23 protein-coding genes, 1 tRNA gene and 1 pseudogene are annotated in these 21,057 nt (G+C 63.5%); 13 read left to right on the forward strand and 12 right to left on the reverse strand.

Annotated features, from left to right (window positions below; genetic code table 11):
- The first annotated feature begins 26 nt into the window (after positions 1-26).
- Both GGD65_RS05375 and GGD65_RS05380 read left to right on the forward strand, forming a co-directional pair.
- Positions 27-338, forward strand: a complete 312-nt coding sequence (locus tag GGD65_RS05375; RefSeq protein ID WP_183234591.1) for a response regulator transcription factor — start codon at positions 27-29, stop codon at positions 336-338.
- Between the two features lie 1,171 nt (positions 339-1,509).
- Positions 1,510-3,378: an alkaline phosphatase family protein gene (locus tag GGD65_RS05380; protein WP_183234592.1), complete on the forward strand. Its 1,869-nt coding sequence runs from the start codon at positions 1,510-1,512 to the stop codon at positions 3,376-3,378.
- Between the two features lie 39 nt (positions 3,379-3,417).
- Here GGD65_RS05380 and GGD65_RS05385 read toward each other — a convergent pair whose 3' ends face one another.
- Positions 3,418-3,990 carry a hypothetical protein gene (locus tag GGD65_RS05385; RefSeq protein WP_018322334.1) on the reverse strand — a complete coding sequence of 191 codons (573 nt, stop codon included), beginning with the start codon at positions 3,988-3,990 and terminating at the stop codon, positions 3,418-3,420.
- A gap of 392 nt (positions 3,991-4,382) precedes the next feature.
- Between GGD65_RS05385 and GGD65_RS05390 the strand changes: the two genes are divergently transcribed.
- Entirely contained in the window at positions 4,383-5,042 is a 660-nt protein-coding gene (locus GGD65_RS05390; RefSeq protein ID WP_018322333.1) for a peroxiredoxin, read from the forward strand.
- Between the two features lie 124 nt (positions 5,043-5,166).
- Here GGD65_RS05390 and GGD65_RS05395 read toward each other — a convergent pair whose 3' ends face one another.
- The gene (locus tag GGD65_RS05395) at positions 5,167-6,891 is read right to left on the reverse strand and encodes a methyl-accepting chemotaxis protein (protein ID WP_183234593.1); all 1,725 of its coding nucleotides are present in this window, start codon (positions 6,889-6,891) and stop codon (positions 5,167-5,169) included.
- A gap of 166 nt (positions 6,892-7,057) precedes the next feature.
- On the opposite strand from GGD65_RS05395, the gene GGD65_RS05400 reads away from it, so the two are divergent.
- Together GGD65_RS05400 and GGD65_RS05405 are read left to right on the forward strand one after the other, a co-directional pair.
- Entirely contained in the window at positions 7,058-8,449 is a 1,392-nt protein-coding gene (locus GGD65_RS05400) for a deoxyribodipyrimidine photo-lyase (RefSeq protein WP_246783223.1), read from the forward strand.
- Between the two features lie 66 nt (positions 8,450-8,515).
- Entirely contained in the window at positions 8,516-8,833 is a 318-nt protein-coding gene (locus GGD65_RS05405; RefSeq protein WP_183234594.1) for a histone, read from the forward strand.
- A 59-nt stretch (positions 8,834-8,892) separates the two neighbouring features.
- Here GGD65_RS05405 and GGD65_RS05410 read toward each other — a convergent pair whose 3' ends face one another.
- From GGD65_RS05410 to GGD65_RS05420, 3 genes are all read right to left on the reverse strand, one after another.
- Positions 8,893-9,636 carry a hypothetical protein gene (locus GGD65_RS05410; protein WP_183234595.1) on the reverse strand — a complete coding sequence of 248 codons (744 nt, stop codon included), beginning with the start codon at positions 9,634-9,636 and terminating at the stop codon, positions 8,893-8,895.
- A gap of 96 nt (positions 9,637-9,732) precedes the next feature.
- Positions 9,733-10,605 carry a DMT family transporter gene (locus GGD65_RS05415; protein ID WP_183234596.1) on the reverse strand — a complete coding sequence of 291 codons (873 nt, stop codon included), beginning with the start codon at positions 10,603-10,605 and terminating at the stop codon, positions 9,733-9,735.
- Between the two features lie 97 nt (positions 10,606-10,702).
- Positions 10,703-11,149 carry a hypothetical protein gene (locus tag GGD65_RS05420; protein WP_018322327.1) on the reverse strand — a complete coding sequence of 149 codons (447 nt, stop codon included), beginning with the start codon at positions 11,147-11,149 and terminating at the stop codon, positions 10,703-10,705.
- A gap of 302 nt (positions 11,150-11,451) precedes the next feature.
- On the opposite strand from GGD65_RS05420, the gene GGD65_RS05425 reads away from it, so the two are divergent.
- On the forward strand, positions 11,452-11,715 hold the full coding sequence (locus GGD65_RS05425) for a hypothetical protein (RefSeq protein ID WP_183234597.1): 264 nt from the start codon (positions 11,452-11,454) through the stop codon (positions 11,713-11,715).
- Positions 11,716-11,745: 30 nt separating this feature from the next.
- Here the strand turns inward: GGD65_RS05425 and GGD65_RS05430 are convergent, their stop codons facing one another.
- Positions 11,746-12,207, reverse strand: a complete 462-nt coding sequence (locus GGD65_RS05430; RefSeq protein WP_183234598.1) for a host attachment protein — start codon at positions 12,205-12,207, stop codon at positions 11,746-11,748.
- Between the two features lie 310 nt (positions 12,208-12,517).
- On the opposite strand from GGD65_RS05430, the gene GGD65_RS05435 reads away from it, so the two are divergent.
- On the forward strand, positions 12,518-12,808 hold the full coding sequence (locus tag GGD65_RS05435; RefSeq protein WP_183234599.1) for a hypothetical protein: 291 nt from the start codon (positions 12,518-12,520) through the stop codon (positions 12,806-12,808).
- 451 nt (positions 12,809-13,259) lie between these two features.
- Entirely contained in the window at positions 13,260-14,225 is a 966-nt protein-coding gene (locus GGD65_RS05440) for an AraC family transcriptional regulator (protein WP_183234600.1), read from the forward strand.
- A 301-nt stretch (positions 14,226-14,526) separates the two neighbouring features.
- Here GGD65_RS05440 and GGD65_RS05445 read toward each other — a convergent pair whose 3' ends face one another.
- Positions 14,527-15,369 carry a hypothetical protein gene (locus GGD65_RS05445; protein WP_183234601.1) on the reverse strand — a complete coding sequence of 281 codons (843 nt, stop codon included), beginning with the start codon at positions 15,367-15,369 and terminating at the stop codon, positions 14,527-14,529.
- A 522-nt stretch (positions 15,370-15,891) separates the two neighbouring features.
- Between GGD65_RS05445 and GGD65_RS05450 the strand changes: the two genes are divergently transcribed.
- The 3 genes and pseudogenes from GGD65_RS05450 to GGD65_RS40935 all read left to right on the forward strand — a co-directional run.
- Positions 15,892-16,290, forward strand: a complete 399-nt coding sequence (locus GGD65_RS05450; protein ID WP_179732270.1) for a hypothetical protein — start codon at positions 15,892-15,894, stop codon at positions 16,288-16,290.
- Between the two features lie 13 nt (positions 16,291-16,303).
- The gene (locus GGD65_RS40930) at positions 16,304-16,672 is read left to right on the forward strand and encodes a recombinase family protein (RefSeq protein WP_312017684.1); all 369 of its coding nucleotides are present in this window, start codon (positions 16,304-16,306) and stop codon (positions 16,670-16,672) included.
- Between the two features lie 68 nt (positions 16,673-16,740).
- Positions 16,741-17,334: pseudogene (locus tag GGD65_RS40935) on the forward strand (recombinase family protein); the annotation flags it as partial.
- Between the two features lie 99 nt (positions 17,335-17,433).
- Here GGD65_RS40935 and GGD65_RS40940 read toward each other — a convergent pair.
- From GGD65_RS40940 to GGD65_RS05470, 4 genes are all read right to left on the reverse strand, one after another.
- Positions 17,434-17,766 carry a hypothetical protein gene (locus tag GGD65_RS40940; protein ID WP_312014287.1) on the reverse strand — a complete coding sequence of 111 codons (333 nt, stop codon included), beginning with the start codon at positions 17,764-17,766 and terminating at the stop codon, positions 17,434-17,436.
- Positions 17,767-17,907: 141 nt separating this feature from the next.
- Positions 17,908-17,984, reverse strand: a tRNA-Arg gene (locus tag GGD65_RS05460).
- A gap of 152 nt (positions 17,985-18,136) precedes the next feature.
- A complete protein-coding gene (locus tag GGD65_RS05465; protein ID WP_018322321.1) occupies positions 18,137-18,604 on the reverse strand; it encodes a hypothetical protein in 468 nt (155 codons plus the stop codon).
- Positions 18,605-18,764: 160 nt separating this feature from the next.
- Positions 18,765-19,337, reverse strand: coding sequence for a hypothetical protein (locus GGD65_RS05470; RefSeq protein WP_183234602.1), 573 nt, complete (start codon positions 19,335-19,337; stop codon positions 18,765-18,767).
- Between the two features lie 181 nt (positions 19,338-19,518).
- On the opposite strand from GGD65_RS05470, the gene GGD65_RS05475 reads away from it, so the two are divergent.
- A complete protein-coding gene (locus tag GGD65_RS05475) occupies positions 19,519-19,902 on the forward strand; it encodes a VOC family protein (protein ID WP_028140965.1) in 384 nt (127 codons plus the stop codon).
- A 42-nt stretch (positions 19,903-19,944) separates the two neighbouring features.
- Here GGD65_RS05475 and GGD65_RS05480 read toward each other — a convergent pair whose 3' ends face one another.
- The gene (locus GGD65_RS05480; protein WP_179739905.1) at positions 19,945-20,442 is read right to left on the reverse strand and encodes a hypothetical protein; all 498 of its coding nucleotides are present in this window, start codon (positions 20,440-20,442) and stop codon (positions 19,945-19,947) included.
- Between the two features lie 259 nt (positions 20,443-20,701).
- Here GGD65_RS05480 and GGD65_RS05485 point away from each other — a divergent pair, with 259 nt between their 5' ends.
- Positions 20,702-21,055, forward strand: a complete 354-nt coding sequence (locus tag GGD65_RS05485; RefSeq protein ID WP_026202721.1) for a GrlR family regulatory protein — start codon at positions 20,702-20,704, stop codon at positions 21,053-21,055.
- The last annotated feature ends 2 nt before the right edge of the window (positions 21,056-21,057 follow it).

The raw sequence follows: 21,057 nt of genomic DNA on the forward strand, positions 1-21,057 counted from the left end.
ACCCGCAGTCCAGGGAGCAACCAGCCATGAGCCGAGATCCGCAGGACTCGATTACACCGACGCCGCGCGAGCGCGAGCTGATGATGTTGATCGCACGGGGGATGCAGAACAAGAATATCGCCTACGAGCTCAAGATCTCAGAGAATACGGTGCGGGCGCATATCGGTAACATCATGCGCAAATACCGGCTTTCGAACCGAACGCAGATCGCGATCGTGTTTACCCTGCACGCAGCGCCATCCTCGCTACGCCGCGATCTCGCCAGGGTCGACCGCCCTCCGACGGCGACAAAGCCCGCGCAAGCCCCTGCACCACGGGTGCAGACCGCGACGGATTGAATGTCCCGGCCACAATCCCTTGCGTTGCCCGACGGCAAAACACGCGAGCCCTGGGTCAACGCGCACTGCCAAAAATATTCCACTTTACCGAAATTCGGAAATCGCGTATGTGTCGCTGCATCCCGGCCCAACGAAGAGGGGCGTATCGCGATCGTCACGAGCGCGGGCCGGGTTGCGGTGGACGTGGGTCACATCGGCGCTGAGGGTTTTGCAGGGCGGGCAACCGTGACCAAGACCGTCGCGCACACGACCGGTGGGATCCGCGTACGGCAAAATCGTGTGGTCCTGACGCCCGGGGTCTGTGCGTCAAGTCTTGCGGTGATGTGGCGGTCCAACCGGGCACGCGCATCAGTCATCCACAAGGCGACGGGGGCAATAGTGCAACGCTCCCCGGGGAAAGCACGACATAAGCCGTAAAGCCACTGCGCAGGGAAGGCCGGGATGCTCCGGTTGCCCTGTTATCCGCTATGCATGAAGCACACGCAATCTGCTCTTCGCATGGCGGTCGATGGGAGCCAACCGGCTCCCGGCCTTCCCTGCGCCCTCTTTCATGAGAGGGTAAGGCGACGAGCAAAGCTCGGGCGAGATGCGCCGCGAGGATGCGAAGCTGCGCCGCGCTGTCTGCATGTCGAAAGCGAATAAGGAATGCTGCCACAAGCTCTATCCATCACCGTCACCCTGAGGTGCAGTGCAAGCCTCGAAGGGCGACGGCCCGGCTGCACCAGCTCGGCCGTTTATCCTTCGAGGCTCCGCATGCGATGCGCTCGCATCGCACGCCTCGCACCTCAGGATGACGGGATGGATACTGTCAGTGGGGAGAGATTGTGGATGGCTTGACTTCGCGCTCCGGCGGACAAGCCGCTCGCAATGACGATGTTGATGCAGCTCTGCGCCAAACTCCGCTCTCGTGCCCCGGACGCTGCGCAGCGCCACTTCGGCGGTGCGCTGCAGAGCCGGGGCCCATGTGGCTGCGAACCGCGCGGCCCTCTGGGTCCCGGCTCTGCGCAGCAGCGTAAGAACGCTGCAGCGCGTCCGGGACACGAGACTGACAAGTCCCTCCCCCAACCCCTCTTGCATCGGCGACGGGCCTTGTAACAAAACCGTCACGCAGCGAAACTAAACGAACCGGGGGCCGCGGGTTGCGGCCGAGCCGCCTCGCAGGGAGATTTCGATGCGCCGTTCACTGGTGTTGCTGTCCGCCGGACTGACAGTGCTATCCACCGGATTTGCGTCTGCCCAGAACAACACGCCCCGCAATCTGATCCTGTTCATTCCGGACGGTCTGCGCGCGCTGAAGGTCAATCCCGACACGGCGCCCGCCATGGCCGAAATCCGCGACAAGGGCGTCAACTTCAAGAATCCGCACTCGCTATTCCCGACCTTCACCATGGCCAACGGCTCGGCGATGTCGACCGGTCACTATCTCGGCGATACCGGGGTGTTTTCCAATACGATCTGGACCAACTACACGTCCGTCCCGGCCGGCGACACCGTGGTCCCCTTCATCGAGAACGACGCCGTGCTCGGTGACATCGACGAGCATTTTAAGGGCGACTACCTCAACGAGGAGACCATCCTGAAGCTCGCCCGCGACAAGGGCCTCAGCACCGCCGCGATCGGCAAGGTCGGCCCGACCTATCAGTTCGACCACACCGACAAGCCCGAGAAGGCCGGCCTGCATTCGGTCGTGTTCGACGACGCCACCGGCGGCAAGAACGGGGTCGCGCTGTCGGACGAGGTGAAGGACGCCCTGACCAAGGCCGGCCTGCCCACCACCACGCCGCCGCGCGGTGACAATTCCAAGGCGGGCGATGCCAAGACGCCCGGCACGACCGTCGCCAACGTCGCGCAGCAGGCCTATTTCGCCGACGTCGCCACCAAGGTGGTGCTGCCGATGTTCAAGGCGCGCAACAAGCCGTTCGTGCTGGTGTTCTGGTCGCGCGACCCCGATGGCAGCCAGCACAATACCGGTGACAGCCTCAACCAGATCATGCCCGGCATCAACGGTCCGACCTCGATGGCCGGCATCAAGAACGCCGACACCAACCTCGCCCAGCTCCGCAAGGCGCTGGACGAGCTCGGACTTGCGGCCTCGACCAACATCATCGTCTCCGCCGACCACGGCTTCTCGACCATCTCCAAGGAAAGCAAGACCAGCCCCTCGGCCAAGGTCAGCTATGACGACACGCCGAAGGATTTCCTGCCGATGGGCTTCCTGGCGCTCGACCTCGCCAAGGCGCTCGACCTGCCGCTGTTCGATCCCAACGACAAGAACGCGAAGATCGAGGGCAACAAGCATCCCAAGGCCGGCAACGGCGTGCTCGGCAAGGATCCGGAAAAGCCCGACCTCGTCGTCGCCACCAATGGCGGCTCGGACCTCGTCTATCTCCCGAACAAGGACAAGAAGCTGGCGGCCAAAACCATCAAGGCGCTGCTCGCGCAGGACTACGTGTCCGGCCTGTTCGTCGAGGACTCGCTCGGCCGCTTCCCCGGCACCCTGCCGCTGTCGAGCATCAATCTGCGCGGCAAGGCAGCGACGCCGACGCCGTCGATCGTCGTCAACTTCCGCTCCTATGCCAGCGAATGCGGCGAGGCGCCGACCAACTGCTCGGTGCAGGTCGCCGACACCGTGCTGCGCCAGGGCCAGGGCATGCATGGCAGCTTCAGCCGCGGCGACACCATGAACTTCATGGCGGCGATCGGCCCGGACTTCAAAGCCGGCTTCGTCGACGAGCTTCCGGTCAGCAATGCCGACGTCGGCATGACGGCCGCCCGGCTGATGGGCCTAAGCGCGACACAGAAAGGAGAGCTGGCCGGCCGCGTGATGTCGGAAGCCATGCCCAACGGCACCGTACCGAAGGCTTATGCCGGCACGATGAAGTCCAAGCCCGCGGAGGGCGGCCTGATGACCGTGCTGAACTTCCAGCGCGTCGGCAGCCAGCGCTATTTCGACGCCGCCGGCTTCCCGGGCCGCACGCTGGGGCTCGAGGTGGACCATCTCGGGATGGGGACCGGCAAACAAAAAACGGCGGGGAAATAATCCCGCCGTTCAAATGCTCCTCGTCAGAGGCGCGAAATCTTACATGCCGATGTCGAAAACGTTCGGCAATTGGCCCGCCAGGGGCAGCGCGGTGGCGCCGAGGAAGGTCGCCACCAACGCCATCAGGCGGCGGTTGTTGTGGCGCTTGCCGCGCATCTGGCCGGCGATCCACTCCAGCATCTCGCTGTTGACCTTGGAGGCATAGGACGGGGCCCAGCTCTCGATCTCGGCATCGGCCGACAGCGCGACGCTGCGCGGCGGCACTTTCAGGCCCGAGGCGCTTGCAGCATAGTGGGCAACCGCCTTGGCGAGCAGATCATCGAAGCGGCCGCCATCGGTGCGTTCAGTCGCGGCCTCGTTGATCTCGAACAGGACCTCGGCCTCAGCGCGGCTGACCGGCTGGTCGTTGACGGCGGTGGCGGTGAGGATGCGCGTGCACCAGGCGGTGTCATCGGCATCGAGCGAGCGGGAGAAATGGACCCGGCCCTTGGTGGTCGGGCCTTCGCCCGTGATCACGCCGTCGCGCACGATGGAGAGTGCATGGGCCGCGGTATCGCGGCAGGACGGTTCAAGGGACGGCGACTCAGCAGAGTTAGGCGCAGCGGCAGACATAGTTCACTTCCAGATTTCTTCTGATCGGCCAGCATTTTCATGCCGGCGTAAAGGGGTGGTTAACGATTCGATACGGGGATCGCGACTTTTCTAGATGGTTGCCAATTGGTCGCTGTCAGGACCGTTTTGGTTCTAGACGCGCCGGGCGGGCGTGATGGAAGTCATAAAAGGCATTATCGGGGCGAGCGAGACCGTGTGACCCCGGGTGGAGCTGTTTCGCCGCAGGTGCGGGTGTAACAATAAGTTGCTAGAAAATCGGCCCTTCAAGGAAGGAATTCACATTTTACTTTAACCGGTTCAGTTGGCGTTCACTTGGCGTTGCAAGACCCCTATAATGAGGGGAACGGCCACAGACAAATTCTCCAGTATATTCAATGTGATGAGGTAGAACCATGACACTCCCGATCGGCACCACCGCACCCGACTTCGAAGCCGAGACCACCGAAGGGAAGATCAAGTTCCACGACTGGATCGGCAACAACTGGGCGCTCTTGTTCTCGCACCCCAAGGACTTCACGCCGGTTTGCACGACCGAGCTCGGCGCGCTCGCCAAGCTGAAGCCGGAATTCGACAAGCGCGGCGTCAAGCTGATGGGCCTCTCGGTCGATCCGGTCGACCGCCATGCCAAATGGTCGGAAGACATCAAGGAGACGCAAGGCGCGGCCCCGAACTATCCGATGATCGGCGACACCGATTACAACGTCTCGAAGCTCTACGGCATGCTGCCGGCCGCGATCTCAGGCGATCCCCTCACCCGCACCGCCGCCGACAACCAGACCGTCCGCAACGTCTTCATCATCGGGCCGGACAAGAAGATCAAGCTGGTGCTGGTCTATCCGATGACGACGGGCCGGAACTTCCAGGAGATCCTGCGCGTGATCGACTCGCTGCAGCTCACTGCCAAGCATCGCGTCGCGACGCCGGCCGACTGGAACCAGGGCGAGGACGTGATCATCGCAGGCTCAGTCTCCAACGACGAGGCCAAGACGATCTACCCGCAGGGCTGGAAAGAGCCGAAGCCCTACATCCGCATCGTGCCGCAGCCGAAGTAACAACGAACTGTCATTCCGGGGCGGTCCGAAGGACCGAACTATGGTGCGCACTTGCGCACCTGAGAATCTCGATATCCCGGGTCTGGTCCTTCGGACCATCCCGGGATGACGGTGTCAGCCAGCGTCAGGCCGCCCGCACGCGGTCCAGAAAACCGTCGACCTCGGCCTTCAGATGCAGGCTCTCGCCGGACAGCGCCTGGGCCGAGGCGAACATCCGGCTCGAGGTCTCGCCGGTCTCGCTGGCGCCCTTGGCGGCGTGGCGGACATTGACGGCGACATCGGCCGTGCCCGAGACCGCGGCGCGAACGCTTGCCACGATGTTGTGGGTCGCGCTTTTCTGCTGCTCGACCGCCGCCGAGATCGAGCCGGCAATGCCGCTGATGCGCTCGATGGTCTGGCCGATCGCCTTGATGGCGGCGACCGATTCCTCGGTCGCAAGCTGCATGCTGGCGATCTGGTTCGAGATTTCGTCGGTCGCCTTGGCGGTCTGGCCGGCCAGCGTCTTGACCTCCTGGGCCACCACCGCGAAGCCGCGACCGGCATCGCCCGCGCGCGCGGCCTCGATGGTGGCGTTCAGCGCCAACAAATTGGTCTGTTCGGCGATCGAGGTGATCAGCTTGACGACGTCGCCGATGCGCGCGCCCGCCTCGGAGAGCTGCGCGATGCGCTGATCGGTCGCCTCGGCCTGCTGCACCGCTTCGGCGGAAATCTGGTTGGATTCCTGCACGCGGCGGGTGATCTCGGAGATCGATTGAGACAGCTCGTCCGAGGCCGACGCCGCCGAACGCACGTGCTCGGAGGCGTTTTCGGACGCGCCTGCCGACTGCGCGGACAGGTCGGCCGTGGAGCGCGCGACGTCGGTCAGCTGCCGCGCGGCGCGCTCGAACTCGCCTGACGAGGCCAGCACCTTGTCGAGGATGCCGCCGACGCTGCCGCGGAACTCCTCGACGAAGCTGCGCAGGTCTGATTTGCGCTGCTCGGCCGCCGCAGCCGTGGCGGCCGCCTGCTCGCTGCGCATGCGCGCCCGCTCCAGCGAATTGCTCTTGAACACCGCGACGGTGCGGGCGATCTCGCCGATCTCGTCGGCGCGATCCTCGCATTCGATCGCAACGTCGCTCTGGCCGTTGGCAAGCGCGGTGAGCGAGTGCGTGACCGAGGTGAGCGGCCGGGTGATGCGGCGGACGACCAGCAGGGTCAGGACCAGCACCAGAAGCGCGGCGAGGCCCGCGGCCGCTGCCATGCTCTCGATCGCCTGGGCCAGCATGCTCTCGTACTGGATCATGGGGATGCCGACATAGAGAATGCCGACGACCTTGCCGGCCGCGTCCGCGATCGGGAAATAGGCAGTCATGAACGATTTGCCGAACAGCGTGGCCGGGCCCCTATAGGCCTCGCCACGGCGCAGCGGCGCCTGCCCCGGATGATCGGCGGTAAGCTGGGTGCCGACGGCCCGGTCGCCGTTTTCCTTTTTCACGTTGGTGGAACGTCGCACGAACTGCCCGCTCGCATCGTCGAACACGAACAGGGTCGCATTGCCGCCGACATAGGACACCGCGCGATCGACGATGGCGTGGTCCTTGAACTCGGGCATCTTGGGGATCTCGGCGCGCGCCACCGTGCCATCCTTCATCGTGATCTTGGCGGCCGGAACGGTCTCCGTGAAGGCCAGTGCCAGCGTGCGCAGGTTGACCTCGATGTCGCGCAAGGCGCGATCGTTGAAGGCGGATGTCAGCGACCAATAGCCGACGCCGACCACGAGCGCGGTGTTCACGCCGATCAGCAGCACGGCACATAGAACGGCCTTCGTGCCGAGCTTGAACTGCGGCAAGAACTTCAGAATCTTGGACATGAATGGAACAACCCCCGTAATTCCTGCATAATGGTGCAGTCGGCTTACGGCCGCATTAACGACAGTTCACACCGCCGCGCGCGGCATGGTTTCCAAATCGTAAACGAGGACGCCCCTGACCACGCCGAGCGCGCCTGTCATCGTCTGGTTTCGCGATGACCTTCGCCTGTCCGACCATCCCGCCCTCCATGCTGCCGTGAAAACCGGTGCGCCGGTGGTCTGCCTCTATGTGCTCGACGACGTTGTCGGGCGCCCGCCGGGCAGCGCAGCACGCTGGTGGCTGGCGCAGTCGTTGCGGGCGCTTGGCGCCGAGATTGCCACGCGCGGCGGATCGCTGATCCTGCGCAGGGGACCGGCGGCCAAGGTCGTCGCAGAATTGGCCCGCGAAAGCGGTGCCCGCGCCGTCTACTGGAATGGAATTGCGCAGGCGCCGCATCAGGCGGTTGAGCGGCAGCTCGAAGCCGCACTGGCAAAGCTTGGCATCGACTCGCAAAGCTTCCCCGGCGATCTCCTCGTCCCACCCTCGGCGATCCGCAACAAGGAGGGCCGGGGCTTGCGCGTATTCACGCCGTTCTGGCGGCGCGTGCTGTCGCTCGGCGATCCACCCAAGCCCTTGCCTGCGCCGAAGCAGCTGCGCCCTGGTCCAAAGATCGCCAGCGATCGGCTTGAAAGCTGGCAGCTCGAGCCGACCAGCCCGGATTGGGCAGGCGGCCTGCGCGAGACATGGACCCCGGGCGAAGCCTCCGCGCGGGCACGCCTGCGCGACTTCCTCAAGCACACCGCGCGCCGCTATGTCGGCGATCGCGACCGGCCGGATCGGGACGGCACCTCAAGCCTGTCACCGCATCTGCGCTTCGGCGAACTCAGCCCGCGCCAGGTCTGGCACGCGGCGCGCTTCGCCGCGGATGAAGATCCGGCGCTCGGGCCGGGCATCGACAAATTCCTGAGCGAGCTCGGCTGGCGCGAATTCTGCCGTCACCTGCTCCACGATCATCCGGACCTCGCGAGCGAAAACCTGCAGACGAACTTCGACGGCTTCCCCTGGAAACGCGATCCCAAGGCGCTCGCCGCCTGGCGGCGCGGCCGCACCGGCTATCCGATCGTCGATGCCGGTCTGCGCGAGCTCTGGCACACCGGGGTGATGCACAACCGGGTCCGGATGGTGGTCGCGTCCTTCCTGGTCAAGCACCTCTTGATCGACTGGCGCGAGGGCGAAGCCTGGTTCTGGGACACGCTGGTCGACACGGATGCCGGCAGCAATCCCGCCAACTGGCAATGGGTCGCCGGCTGCGGCGCCGACGCGGCGCCCTATTTCCGCGTGTTCAATCCGCAGCTCCAGGGCGAGAAGTTCGATCCGGATGGAACCTACGTTCGGCGCTGGGTGCCGGAGTTGAAGGACATGCCGACCAAGCTGATCCACCGGCCCTGGCAGGCGGCGCCAATCGAGCTCGCGAGCGCGGGCATCACGCTCGGCAAGACCTATCCGCAGCCGCTCGTCGATCATGCCAAGGGACGCGAGCGTGCGCTCGCCGCCTACGCAAAGATCCGCAAAGGTTGAGCGCTGCTTTGACACAATTTCGAAACCCGCTATCGTCATCGCTCCAATCAAACCGCGGGGGACGCAATGGACGACGACAAGCCGATCACCGAACAGGCGATGGAGACGATCACCACAGCCGTGGAAGCGACCAAGGACGCGGCAGTCACCGCCGTCAAGAAGGTCAGGAAAGCCGCCAAGAAGGTCGCGAAGAAAGTAGCGCCGAAGAAGGCCTCCAAGAAGAAGGCCAAGAAAGCCTCGAAGAAGAGTTCGAAGAAGGCTGCAAAGAAGTCGTCGAAGAAGGCGACCAAGAAAACTGCAAAGAAGTCCGCGAAGAAGGCCGCCAAGACAACGGCCAAGAAAGCCACCAAGTCGAAAAAGAAGGCTCGGAAGGCCAAGCGCTGATCGGGACGCTCGAGCAGGTCTCCGGGTGCGTGCGCGCCCGGAGACAAGCCCGGGATACACTACCCCCGCGGCCTGGATGCGCGCCGGCCCGGGTGATGCTCTCCCTTCGGATCACGGAATTCGCTGCGATGACCGCGGCGGTCCTCGGCCTTGAAGCGCCGCCGCTTTTCCGGTGAGCCGAACTGCTTGATCAGCCGCCTGCCATTGACCTTCTTGATGACGTAGCCACCCTCTGTCATCGAGAATGGCGCCTTGAGCGATCCCATATGGTCGAATTTTGTGCCGCGGGGATGCTCGAAGAGCTCGAACCAGGACGGATAGACGAAGTTCGACATCGGGAAGCCGTTGACGAGAAAAGAGTCCTCCTCCACGGCGTCGCAGACCTCATAGGCATATTGGGTGTGGCGGGTCTTGTCGGCCCACAGATTGGCCATGGGATCCAGCACCATCTCGAACACCTCGTGCGATGCCGCCAGGCTGACGGGCTCGTCGCCCAGCGCCTTGACGAAGATCTTCGAGATCGGCTGCCCGCGATGCGTTAGCTCGTGCCGTCCGAGGAAGTTCTTGTGGGTGGCGTCGTCAAAATAGACGAGCTGCCAGTCCGTCGGCTTCGGCTTGTGGGTGACGTCGAGATCGACGGGGTAGCCCCAGACGGGGAGGAAATGCTCGTCGTAGCATTTCTGGAGCGCGGCTGTGAGCTTGGCCATCATCCGGTCGCTCATCATCTCCTCCGCGTAGTTGATGCAGGCAATCCGGACCGGCTTCAACGATCTGCCGAGCAGCGCGCGCCTCGCCTTCTTCATGAAAATCACCGTGTGAATGTGAAGCTGAAATGCGTTCAGCCTAACATGAACCTGCCGCGCACGTCAGGGATGTATTCCAACGCCCGCTCCATCCGCCTAGAAGCGCCGGTTGACCACGAACACCGCGGCCGCGCACATCCCCATGCCGGCAATCGCCAGCGCGTCGAGCTTCTCGCCGAACAGCAGATAAGCCATCAGCGCGGTCACGGCGGGCACCAGATAGAACAGGCTCGCGACCGACGTCGCCGCGGCGTGGCGGATCAGCCAGTACAACAGCCCGATCGATCCGATCGAGAGCGCCACCGCGAGCCAGCCGAGCGCGAGCACGAACTCCCGCGTCCAGTGCACCACGCGGTCTTCGAACAGAAAGGCCCCGATCGCGAAGAAGATGGTGACGGACACATATTGCACGAGATTGCCGGCGCGCCAGTCGATCTGGTTGCAGTAGCGGCGCTGGTAGAGCGTGCCGAGGGTGATGCTGATCAGGGAGACGACCGAGGCAAGCCAGCCGAGCCCGGCTTCACCGGTCATGGGACGGTTGTGCAGGATCAGCACCACACCGCCGAGCCCGAGCACGAGCCCGGTCCACTGCACCGGCGTCACCTTCTCGCCGAGCCAGCGGTTGGCGATGGTCGAGGTCAGGATCGGCTGCAGGCCCGGAATCAGCGCGGAGAGCCCGGCCGGGATCGAATGCGCGATCGCGATCGCGGTGCCGCCGAGGTAGAAACCGTGGACAAGAAAGCCGGCGACTGCGCTATGCGCGATGCCGGTGCGATCAGGCCATTTCGGCCGCGCGATCGCCACGATCATCGCCATCAGGCCGACCACGATCGCCATGCGGATGGCGAGATAGGTCAAGGGATCGGCATTGTTGACGACGTATTTGGTGCCGATGAATCCGGTGCTCCAGAGCAGGACGAACAGGATCGGCGCGGCGCGGGCGGTCAGGGCTTCTTGATTATGATTCATTGCCGCCCTCATTGCCCCACCGGCGGCTATGCGGCAATGCGAATTTCGTGCTGACGATGCTGCGCTGCGACGGACGTTTTCGGCTCAGCTCAGCCGCTCACCATTCTTCCGGACAGGGGTCGATGATCTTCCAGAGCTCGACGCCGTTCTTGATCTTCTTCATGTCGGTGGTGAGCCCGCCGTTGCGGCGGATCCAGTCCTTCACCTTGTCGGGATAGTAGGACATCAGGTCGGACGTGCCCTCGGAGCTGGTGACCTTGATGCCGAAGGTGAAGGCCTTGTCGTAATAGGCCTGGTGGAAGCCGAGGCTGGCCCGCGGCGTCACGCAGATCTTGTTCATCGGCACTATGCCGAGCACCAGCGTGCAGGCCGAGTTGCAGATGCCGTCGATGATGACGCGCTCGCCCTTCTCGCGGACGCGCTTGTACTTGGTCTTGTATTCCTCGACATAGCCGCCGTGGTCGCGGGTGATATGCAGCTCTGCCCGCGCCGGCGTGGCGGCGGCGATGGAGAGCAACAGCAGGCTCAGAAGCGTGATGCGCATGGCGGCGTGACGGCGAAAGCCTTCAGGAATGGACCGGCCTCGCAGGGCCCGCGAAATGAGCCCCTGGGCCGGCAACAGGATTCTTAACCGAATAGTCTTTGGTCATACTTGTGTGGGGAATTCGTTAAGCATCCCGAAAAGGCCAAAAATGGGCAGCCTTCGGCCGCATGTCGGGCAATTCTGTCACACCCACCCGGGAATCTGCGGGATGAGCCCCGATTTCCGGGCGCCGGACGGGTGCCCTGGAGGTGCGAAGTGGCTATAGATGGCTGACCACTTCGCGCGGGTTCCGGAGAATCGAGATGAGCAAGTTGACGCTTGTAGCCGCGGTTGCTGCCCTGTCGGCCGCAATCCTAGCCCCTGGCCCCGCGGAGGCGCGGGGTCATCACCGGCACTACCGCCATTACGCCAATCCGCTGCCCTACCCGATCAGCTATCTGCACAATTACGGCCCCGGCATCACCCCCGGCACTTTCGCCTTTTACGACGGCCCGTCGACCAACCATTGCTACCAGAGCGCGGCCGCCTATGTCGGCCAGGACCGCCGCCGGCACCCCTGCTACTGAGGGGCGCTGGCTCGGCCTCTGCGGGCGCCTCTATTTGGCGGCGCCCGACAGCAGCAATTGCTTCTCGATCTCGTAGACCGGCAGCTTGACGAGGTCCTTGCCGACCTCGGCCCGCAGCGCCTTGCGCATGACGTCCGAATAATCGGCGCGGATCATCCCGAGCGCGCGCGGTGAGGCTACCATGGTCAGGGCCGTGGTCTCGCCAGAGCTGACAGCCGCATCGAGCCGGCCGGCAAGGCTGCGCAGGAAGGCGCGCTCGGCCTCATCGTGCCAATCGGTCTGCCCGGCCGAGCTGCGCACGCCGCCGGCAGCGGCATGCAGGCGGCCCGGCGCGTCGCTCCCTTGCGCGCTGGTCAGGGGATTGGGCTGCTCGTGCACCTCCCTGGTGTGAAGGTTCGGAAACATCTCGTCGCCGAGGTTTTCCAGAATGAGCGCCTTGCGCCCATCGCACACGACCAGCCAGCCGCCCTTGTCTAATCTCATCTTGTCCATTGCACAGCTCCAAGCAACCTGTGAGCCCGCCCTTCGAATTCGTCGAAGGCTGGCCACGCGACAAGACTACGAACGAAGCCCCGACGGCGAATTGCGCAGGATCAAGAACGGCATCGATGTCCTGCGGGGCCATCGCAGCGCGGGCCGCACCATTGGTCACTCGCGCGAACCTGGGATAGTCTGGCGGGGTCGAGGTCAGGCCTGCGGCGGACCGGCTGAAGATTTGTTCATCAGCATTACATTTCGGTTCCGCCACAATTTGATCAGAACAACTTCGATATCCTGGATCGCGTCAGCGGAGGAAGACATCATGAATCTCAAGATCGGCCTCGTCGCCGCAGCCCTGTTCGGCGCCATGTTCGGTGCTTTGGCGACAGCGCCGGCGGCGTCTGCCATGCCCATCGCACCCGCGCCTGCAACGCCGCAGGCCTCCGGCATCGAGCAGGTCCGCATGGTCTGCGACGCCTGGGGGCGCTGCTTTTGGCGTCCGAACTACTATGGGTATTACGGGCCACGGCCGTATTACGGCCCCCGGTATTATGGGCCGCGCTATTACGGTTACGGTCCACGCTATTATGGCCCACGCTATCGCCGCTGGTGACATCTGAAGGGGCCCTCGGGGCCCCTTCGCTTTTGCGAGATCATTCCTTGCGCCGTCATCGCCGGCCTGGAGCGATTCCAAAACTGATCCAGATCAAAGATGAAGTCGACCCGCACCGTCATTCTACGATGATGGTGGACTTGATCGTTTTTCGATGCCCCCAGACGGGCATGAACGTACAGACGGATCTCGAGAAGCAGCTGAGGCAGGAGAGACGGAGCTTTGCATCTTTCGCCTGTCCCGCCTGCACACGGCTGCATTTCATCGACCTCGCCTCCGGCCAGCCGATGAGCCGGGAACGTTGACGGTGGCATTGATCTGACGGACGTCATGGCATGACGTCCGCAATACTACGGCCTGGAATTCGGTTTACTGAAACGCGATGTTTCGCCATTGATGGCGGTGTATCGACGTTCATTTGATTGTCACATTTCAGCAGCCGGCCAGACCCATGTTGTTCGACGCCCTCGCTCCGTCCTCCGCCCTTCAACTGATCGGCTTTGCCGACGTCGATGCGTTTCGGCCGATCGAGACGATGGAGGACGCCAGAAGCATTCCGCTCGACATTCCGAACTTCGCCGCGGCCCGCGCCGTCGTCTCCCTGCCGGCGTGCCGCATCATCATGATGAGATCGTTCGCGCGCATCCTCGACACCGCCTATCGGATGCCGGGCGGAATGGTGATCCTGTCCATGACCGACGACCTCCAGGTCAACTTCAAGGGCTTGGATCTCGACGCGCGCTTCTTCGTGACGCTCCGCGGCAACGATGAATGCCACTTCGTCGAGCCTCAGACCAATCATCATGCAATGATCATCTTCTCCCCCGAGCTCAGAGACCGGGGCTGGTTCGATCAGGCCGACGATTTGCGGGCTCATGTCGCGAACCGGCCTGCCCTGCTCCACACGAGGCAGCTCCTGCTCGACATCCTGCGAACCGCCTCAATGCAGCCGCTCCTGTTCGAGACCACCGAGGCGGCGGCCCATCTGCAGGAAGGCCTGCTGCTCGCGCTCGACGATCTGTTTCGGATCGATTCGATGTCGGATCGGAGCGCCTCGATCCAGGGCGAGCGTTCGATCAAGCTCGTGGAGCGGATCGACGATTACCTCGCAGCCCATCCGACCGTGCCGATCTATACCGCCGATCTCGCCGGTGAGTTCGGCGTCTCGATCCGCACCCTCGGCGGCGCGGTCAGCAAGGTGCGTGGCATGAGCCTGCACCAGTACATTCGCCTCAAGCGGCTGTGGGCGACCCGCGCCCGCCTGCTCAAGGGCGGCGGCGCCACCGTCGCCATATGTGCGCGCGCGCAGGGCTTCCATCATCTCGGTGAATTTGCCGCAGCCTACCGCGCGACGTTCCACGAGGCCCCGTCTGACACGCTGGCGCGCGGCCGGCACAGCCGTATCCCGTCAGTCTGACCGACGCAGCAAGCCCTCCCGGGGCTGCGCGGCGTTCTGGAACATATCTGGAACGCCAAAAGGTAGATTGGCGCGCCACGGCCGATGAAGATGGGCACTATTGCTTCGCTATTCCCCTATGATGCCGCAATCCGCCACGCGCTCCAATCGGCAAAACAGCGACGGCCTGCGATCCTGCGCTACGCCTCGCGGGCGCTATTCCCCGATTTCGCCGGGTGCCCGGTCATCCCTTGACAGCGGCCGTTTCGATCAATGCCCCGATCGACGTGATATGCGAGAAGCAGATATCGAGGATTTGGCTTTAGACCACGGTTGCAATTTTCGGGAAAAGGCGATTGAGCGCATCTTTGTCAACGCCATCTGCGCCTTGCCACCAGATGACTGGATAGTTCCAGTCATTGGTGTGATCGGGAGGCCGGTCTCTAAGCTCATTTGACGTAAATGCTTGCAAAAAACCGCAGCGGCCTGCCGGTTTGAGAACACCGCAATACCCAAGAATTTCGATGAGCACGCGCCGCTCCGAGCCATTAGACTTGATCACCTTGCTGATGCGCTTCTCTAGCTCATTCGGCTTCGCCTTCGGAGGCAGGCCAGACACTATTTCGACGATTCGGGCGAGGATCGAATAGTCCTCCTGTGTCGGCGCAGCCAAACTGGCTTTCTCGAATTGCGTTAGGTCGAACCAGCAATACAGTGGATCTAGATGACGAACGCCGCCCCATTTCCATCTCTCGAAACTCAGGACGTTGAGGTCTTCCTGCTCTGCGGCGGAATGGCCGTAACGGCCACAGAGGCGACAATGCAGCCGGCCGCTCGGCATTTGACCGCGGGCCTGTTCGACAAGTCGATGATCCGGGAAGTGTGCGGCGAAGGAGTAGCTGCCGAGCGCTGAGCGCAACTCAAGCCGACGTGTGCTGAGGCTGGCCAGAAAGGCGTCTGTTACCTGTTCTAGGCTTACGCGGTTACGAATAGTGAGCAGCCGTGCGACGATGTCGTCGTGGGTTACCGCAACGGGATCGAACATGTAACCAGCCTGCCGAGCGCACTCGAAATCGGCGGGTTCGATCGCTTTGTCTCGCTTCCAACCCTTTGGCGACCAATGGGTGTCAAGAAGTATTTGAAGGGCCTTCTTATCACGCGACATGAGCCGCCTCCTACGCCTCCAGAACACAATTGCCCTATCCGTAATGGCACTGCTGGGCAATGACTACGTTCACCGCGTTGCGGAGACAAAAGATGAAACTCCGTTGGCCCGCTCAAGGGCATTCGCGTGACATTTCCACGTCCGCCTTCTCGTCCGCCGTCGACGATGCCCGACATTACCAACCGGGTGCCGCGCGCCTGTCTTGACGGGACGCAGAGCGCGACCGATTAGGACGGCTAGATAAAAGCGACGGTGTCGCTCCGGGCCGTGGGGGGTCGTAAGTGTTTGTCTGCACATTGTTTTGGATGGCACTGCAGCGGCACCATATGAGACGGCCTGGTGCCGCTCGACCCGAGAAAGCAATCAAAATCAACATTCCGAGCGCCATCGTTCGCAGCATAGCGTCTAGTCGCGCATGCTCGGCATGGATGTCCGCCATGATCGCATGGGAGACTGCTGCCGGACCAACGGAACGCCGTCAAGGCCCGCGCCTCGCGCGACCGGCTCCGCCGGCTTGCGGCCTTGACTGCGCCCCGCTGGCCCGGCTCTTTGCTGCCATCCGATCAAGGCTTGCTGTGTGCGATTACGCTCACGCGGCAGACGGAGCGCAAGGTCGGAGCACCACAGCGTGATGTGGCGCGCACTTCGGTTGTTCAGTGGATCGACCAGGCTTGCCACAATCGCGCCATGGCTCGCTCTCAAGAATCGCAGCGGCGCGTGTCGACCAACGCGCAATGCGACGATCTCTACGACTATGCAGTGGCGCCCGCTCGTCCTAGCCCGCGACGAGCGAAGCGCACTTCTGTGACATGGACGGTGACGGATGACTGGCCGGAAGACGTGCCGGTTACTGAAGCCGAGATCGCCGTCTTCGAGGCTTGGTTCGGCGAACTGTTCGACGAGCTACTTGGAGACTGCTGAAGGGGACATCACCATGGCTGTAACAGTTCGGGCGGCGCTCTACTTGCGGGTCTCAACGGGACGGCAGGCCGACAGCGATCTCTCCATTCCGGACCAGCGTCGTCAGGCGAAGGGTTATTGCGCGTCGCGCGGCTGGGAGATCGTCGCCGACTATGTCGAGCCAGGTGCGTCCGCGACCGACGATCGGCGGCCGGAGTTCCAGCGCATGATCGACGCCGCGACGGTCAAGCCGCCGGCGTTCGACGTGATCCTGGTGCACAGCTTCAGCCGCTTCTTCCGCGATCAGTTCCAGCTTGAGTTTTATGTCCGTCGGCTTGCCAAGAACGGCGTGCGGCTGGTGTCGATCACGCAGGAGCTCGGCGACGATCCGATGAGCACATGATCCGCCAGATCATGGCGCTGTTCGACGAATATCAGTCGAAGGAGAACGCCAAGCACACGTTGCGAGCCATGAAGGAGAACGCACGGCAAGGCTTCTGGAATGGCGCGCTGCCGCCGATCGGATACCGCGTTGTGGAAGCCGCCGAGCAGCGCGGCCACCGCACCAAAAAGACGCTGGAGATCGATCCCATCCAGGCCGAGACCGTGCGGCTGATCTATCGCCTGGCGCGCGAGGGAAACGGCTCTTCGGGGTCAATGGGCGTCAAATCGATTGCTAAACACCTGAACGAATCCGGCATCCGAACCCGCGACGGCGGACGCTGGGGCGTTGATGCCGTGCACAAGGTACTGACGCGAACGACATTCATCGGCCGCCATCGCTTCAACACCAAATATTGGAAAACGCGCGAGCGAAAGCCAGAGGCCGAGGTGGTCGAGATGGCTGTACCGCCGATCATCGACGCTGCCGAGTTCGAGGCCGTCCAGGCGTTGCTCAAAACGCGCAGCCCCGCACTGACCGCGCCGCGCGTCGTCAGCGGCCCGACCCTCCTTACCGGCATCTGCTTTTGCGCCGCCTGCGGTGGGGCAATGACACTGAGGACCGGGAAGAGTGGAAGGTACAGGTACTACACTTGCTGCACCAAGGCCCGGCAGGGTGAGACGGGCTGCAAAGGTCGCACCATCCCGATGGAAAAGCTCGACAGCGTGGTGGCCGAGCACATCGAGCAGCGCCTTTTGCAGCCCAAACGTCTCGAGGAAGTTCTATCGGCTATCCTTAATCGCCGGAAAGCTCGCGCCGAGCGCCGAACGACGCATATTGCCGAATTGCGAAAGCGTGCGGCCGAGGCGGAAGCCAAGCTCAAGCGGCTGTACGACGCGATCGAAAACGGGATCGCTGACGTCTCCGATCCGCTGCTCAAGGAGCGCGTGACCGAGCTGAAGGGCATCCGGGATCAGGCCCGTGCTGACGCAGAGCGGGCCGAGGGCGCGCTTGATCGGGCTGGGCCAAGCATCACACCCCAAGCACTCAAGACCTTCGCCAGCCAGGCCCGCAGGCGGATGCGAACTGAGGCGGGCGGTTACCGCCGCGACCATCTGCGCGCCCTGGCCCAGCGGGTCGAAGTGGACGCGAAAGAGGTTCGCATCATGGGATCGAAAAGCGTGCTCTTGCGCACGCTCGCCGCCGCGTCCGGCGTAAAATCGGCAGGTTTTGGAGTGCCCAGTTTTGTACCGAAGTGGCGCGCTCGGAGAGATTCGAACTCCCGACCCTCGGAATCGAAATCCGATGCTCTATCCAGCTGAGCTACGAGCGCCCTGGCCCGGACACCGGGCCACAAACCGATGCGCCGCACCAGTGCTGGCAGACCAGCACACTGGACGGCGGTTCGGATGGGTTCGAATTAGCAGAGAGGCCGACCAATAAAAAGCCCTCCCCGCCTCGTTTCGAGACGGATCGAAGGCGCTCTCACCAAGTGGTGTTGAAGAGCCCGAAATGCGGCTGCTGAGCGACCAGCATCATCGGCCGTCCCTGCTGCGGCGCCGGATGCGTCCTGGCGACCTTGCGCTTGGGCTGAACCGGAGCCTTGGCGGCGGTATCAGTCTTCAGCGGCGGCGTGAACTGGGCGAAGGTCTCGCGCACCCGCGCCTTGGCTGACTGCTCGGCCAAGGCCGCCGACTGGGCCTCCTGCACGGGCGGCTGGGGAGCCACAACCGCGGCGGTCTTCACAGCCGGCGCGGCAATCGTCGGCTGGCTGGTGTCGAGCACGACGCGCTCAGGCAGGTGCCGATCGGACCGGATTCGAATCAGGGGCTGATCGTTGCTTACGGTCGCAACGGCTTGCGCCACGGGCGCCGCCGGGAAAGCGAAATTCACCGCGAACAACAGTGCAAGCAAAGCTCCACCGACAAAGGTGAAATATCGAAAGATGGGCATTGGCCGCGCTCCGCCCCCCGCATCCCCGCGTGGGCTCTCCGCCTCAACAGGCGATCTCTTATTTGGTTCCTGGCCCGGCCCTTCGGTTCAAATGGCGATGCGAGGTTTTTTCGCCAAGGACCAATGAGGGTAACTTTTCCGCTACCGGAACATTCCGCCGTTAAGCACGGCGTGCTGCAACCAGCGAGCATTTCGCCTGATCGGCATTCACGTTGATGAAGCCCACCGGGATATGCGCAAAGGTCTTGCGGCTCTTCATGCTGACCGGATCCGCCAGCACGCGGCTGCGGTTGGTGAGATGACTGCCGTCGAGCCGCGCAAACGCGCAGATGATCTCGACATCCTTTACGGCATAGTCATTGTCGTTTCGCAGCGTGAACGTCACCAGGGCTCTCGAGCCAAGGCCGCCGCGGCGCCAGGTCTGCGATGAAATCCTGAGACGACCGAGGTCTGCCATCGCCGGTGCCTGGGCTTCCGAGACCGGCGACAACGCTGCGGCCGCATCGGCCGAAGGAGCCGCCTCGACGGCCGCCAGCTCCGCCTTCACCGGCTCAGCACTGTTTCCCTTGGACAGAGGCAGCAGCATCCAGACGCCGCAGCCGACAATGATGGCCGCGATCAGCCACAGAAGGCTGCGGCCAAATGAGACGCTCGCAATTGTCACGGCCCGCGCCACTCGTTCGCCGGTCCCGGCGAAGCGCCTCAATCCGATCCGGTCGAGCCTGGCGTTCATGGTTGCATCACCGATCGCGGCCAAAGCCCATTCAACGACGGACCCCGCCACTGCTTACCTTAATCCGGAACAGGAACTAAGGTTCCCGCGCAGTTGCGAATCGGCAAGGACGGTGGCGATCACCGCCCGCCGCCGCTAACATGCGCTGCAACATCGCCGAAGGCCCGTTGGGAGAATTGAAATGCCAGTCGTCACTTGGGATCACGTCCATCTGCGCAGCCCCGATCCGGAGGCCACGGCGGCCTGGCTGCGGGACATCCTCGGTGGCGAGATCGTGCATGCGCCGGGACGGATCGACGTGAATCTGGGCGGAGCCAGGATCTTCATCGCGCCGCTCGAGGGCGACAACGCCGTCAACCCGCCGCCTCCGCACCCGCATCAGGGTCTCGACCATTTTGGCCTGACGGTGAAGGACATCGACGCCGTTGCGGCCGAGATCAAGGCCAAGGGCGTCACGTTCACGCGCGAGCCGACCACGATCCGGCCCGGCGTGCGCATCTGCTTCATCCGCGGCCCCGAAGGCATCTCCATCGAGCTGCTCGAGCGCGACAAGAAATACACCTGATCCGGCGAGCGCCTCACCAGAGGCGACACGCAGCCGGCGCGGCTACGTCATGCTGCCGGGCATGAAGCAGCGAATGCTGACGCCCATATAGCCGTAGATCGGCCATACCATGGTGCGCCCCACCCGGTTGGGCTCGGATATCAGGGCTTCCTCGGGAACGTCGACCCAGACGAGTTCCTGCGGCTGCCCTTCGAGCCTGGAGCCATAGCGCGGGAGGCGGACACGATAGTGCCCGTCCTTGCTGTCCCAGTCGGTGTCCGCGAGCGCCGAACCGTCGGCATCGGAGCAGCATGGCCCCTTGCCGCTGCGCAGGCCATCGAACCAGGCCTTCAGATCGGCATTGGTGTTGACGAACTGGCCGCGGTCGCGCGCGTGCCCGAAGGGGGCTGCGAGTGCAACCAGGACCAGGGCGCCTGCCAGCCGCGTCACGCTTCGCCAGCGTGTTGCGCTGCTGGAACGCCGTCGTTCGCTTTTGCAATTGGTGGGACGCGCACTGTACAGACGCGGCTCATCGCCGCCGGAATCGATCCAGTTGCTCATCGTCTTGCTCCAGCACCCCGCGGCCAGTGCAACAATGGTTATGCATTTCGCGGGCCAACCCTGATTCGCAGGCGGCCGGCCTCGCCTCATCATCAGACCGTCATGACGGCGTCACGCACAAGCCGGGACAACTACGGCTCGCGGCGGCAACTTCCCGTGGTCGGCAGGCAAACTGCCGCGTTGCGCGAGAGGATGCGCTTTGGCATAAAAGCGGGACCGGTTACGCCATTGGGCGATGGCGGCCGGCCTGCGGGACGTTATGAAAAACGGTCTCTACTCGATTCACGTGACCCTGCTCGATGGTCGAGCCGGCAAGGGCAGCGGCGTGATCCTTTTTCGCGACGGCAAGATCCTTGGCGGCGACGCCTACCTCTATTACACCGGCAGCTACGTGGTGAAGGACGACACCACCTTCAAAGGCGAGGTGCTGGTGCAACGACACACCTCGCCGCGCGGCGACGACAATCCGCTGTTCGGCGGTCCTGCTCCCGTGGGTATCGGCGTCAGCGGGACCTACACGGACACGCGCGCGGAAATGACGGGCACGGCGCTGGTCGGCAAGGCCAGCCTGATTTTCGGCGCAACGCTGCACAAGCTTGCTGAAGCTGATTAGGA

The sequence above is a fragment of the Bradyrhizobium sp. CIR18 genome, assembly GCF_014198295.1.
Taxonomy (GTDB): domain Bacteria; phylum Pseudomonadota; class Alphaproteobacteria; order Rhizobiales; family Xanthobacteraceae; genus Bradyrhizobium.

Coding starts and splice junctions, on each gene's coding strand:
- GGD65_RS05375 (WP_183234591.1), top strand. CDS start 27: ATGAGCCGAGATCCGCAGGACTCGATTACACCGACGCCGCGCGAGCGC.
- GGD65_RS05380 (WP_183234592.1), top strand. CDS start 1,510: ATGCGCCGTTCACTGGTGTTGCTGTCCGCCGGACTGACAGTGCTATCC.
- GGD65_RS05385 (WP_018322334.1), bottom strand. CDS start 3,990: ATGTCTGCCGCTGCGCCTAACTCTGCTGAGTCGCCGTCCCTTGAACCG.
- GGD65_RS05390 (WP_018322333.1), top strand. CDS start 4,383: ATGACACTCCCGATCGGCACCACCGCACCCGACTTCGAAGCCGAGACC.
- GGD65_RS05395 (WP_183234593.1), bottom strand. CDS start 6,891: ATGTCCAAGATTCTGAAGTTCTTGCCGCAGTTCAAGCTCGGCACGAAG.
- GGD65_RS05405 (WP_183234594.1), top strand. CDS start 8,516: ATGGACGACGACAAGCCGATCACCGAACAGGCGATGGAGACGATCACC.
- GGD65_RS05410 (WP_183234595.1), bottom strand. CDS start 9,636: ATGAAGAAGGCGAGGCGCGCGCTGCTCGGCAGATCGTTGAAGCCGGTC.
- GGD65_RS05415 (WP_183234596.1), bottom strand. CDS start 10,605: ATGAATCATAATCAAGAAGCCCTGACCGCCCGCGCCGCGCCGATCCTG.
- GGD65_RS05420 (WP_018322327.1), bottom strand. CDS start 11,149: ATGCGCATCACGCTTCTGAGCCTGCTGTTGCTCTCCATCGCCGCCGCC.
- GGD65_RS05425 (WP_183234597.1), top strand. CDS start 11,452: ATGAGCAAGTTGACGCTTGTAGCCGCGGTTGCTGCCCTGTCGGCCGCA.
- GGD65_RS05430 (WP_183234598.1), bottom strand. CDS start 12,207: ATGGACAAGATGAGATTAGACAAGGGCGGCTGGCTGGTCGTGTGCGAT.
- GGD65_RS05435 (WP_183234599.1), top strand. CDS start 12,518: ATGAATCTCAAGATCGGCCTCGTCGCCGCAGCCCTGTTCGGCGCCATG.
- GGD65_RS05440 (WP_183234600.1), top strand. CDS start 13,260: ATGTTGTTCGACGCCCTCGCTCCGTCCTCCGCCCTTCAACTGATCGGC.
- GGD65_RS05445 (WP_183234601.1), bottom strand. CDS start 15,369: ATGTCGCGTGATAAGAAGGCCCTTCAAATACTTCTTGACACCCATTGG.
- GGD65_RS40930 (WP_312017684.1), top strand. CDS start 16,304: ATGGCTGTAACAGTTCGGGCGGCGCTCTACTTGCGGGTCTCAACGGGA.
- GGD65_RS40940 (WP_312014287.1), bottom strand. CDS start 17,766: ATGGTCGCGGCGGTAACCGCCCGCCTCAGTTCGCATCCGCCTGCGGGC.
- GGD65_RS05465 (WP_018322321.1), bottom strand. CDS start 18,604: ATGCCCATCTTTCGATATTTCACCTTTGTCGGTGGAGCTTTGCTTGCA.
- GGD65_RS05470 (WP_183234602.1), bottom strand. CDS start 19,337: ATGAACGCCAGGCTCGACCGGATCGGATTGAGGCGCTTCGCCGGGACC.
- GGD65_RS05475 (WP_028140965.1), top strand. CDS start 19,519: ATGCCAGTCGTCACTTGGGATCACGTCCATCTGCGCAGCCCCGATCCG.
- GGD65_RS05480 (WP_179739905.1), bottom strand. CDS start 20,442: ATGAGCAACTGGATCGATTCCGGCGGCGATGAGCCGCGTCTGTACAGT.
- GGD65_RS05485 (WP_026202721.1), top strand. CDS start 20,702: ATGAAAAACGGTCTCTACTCGATTCACGTGACCCTGCTCGATGGTCGA.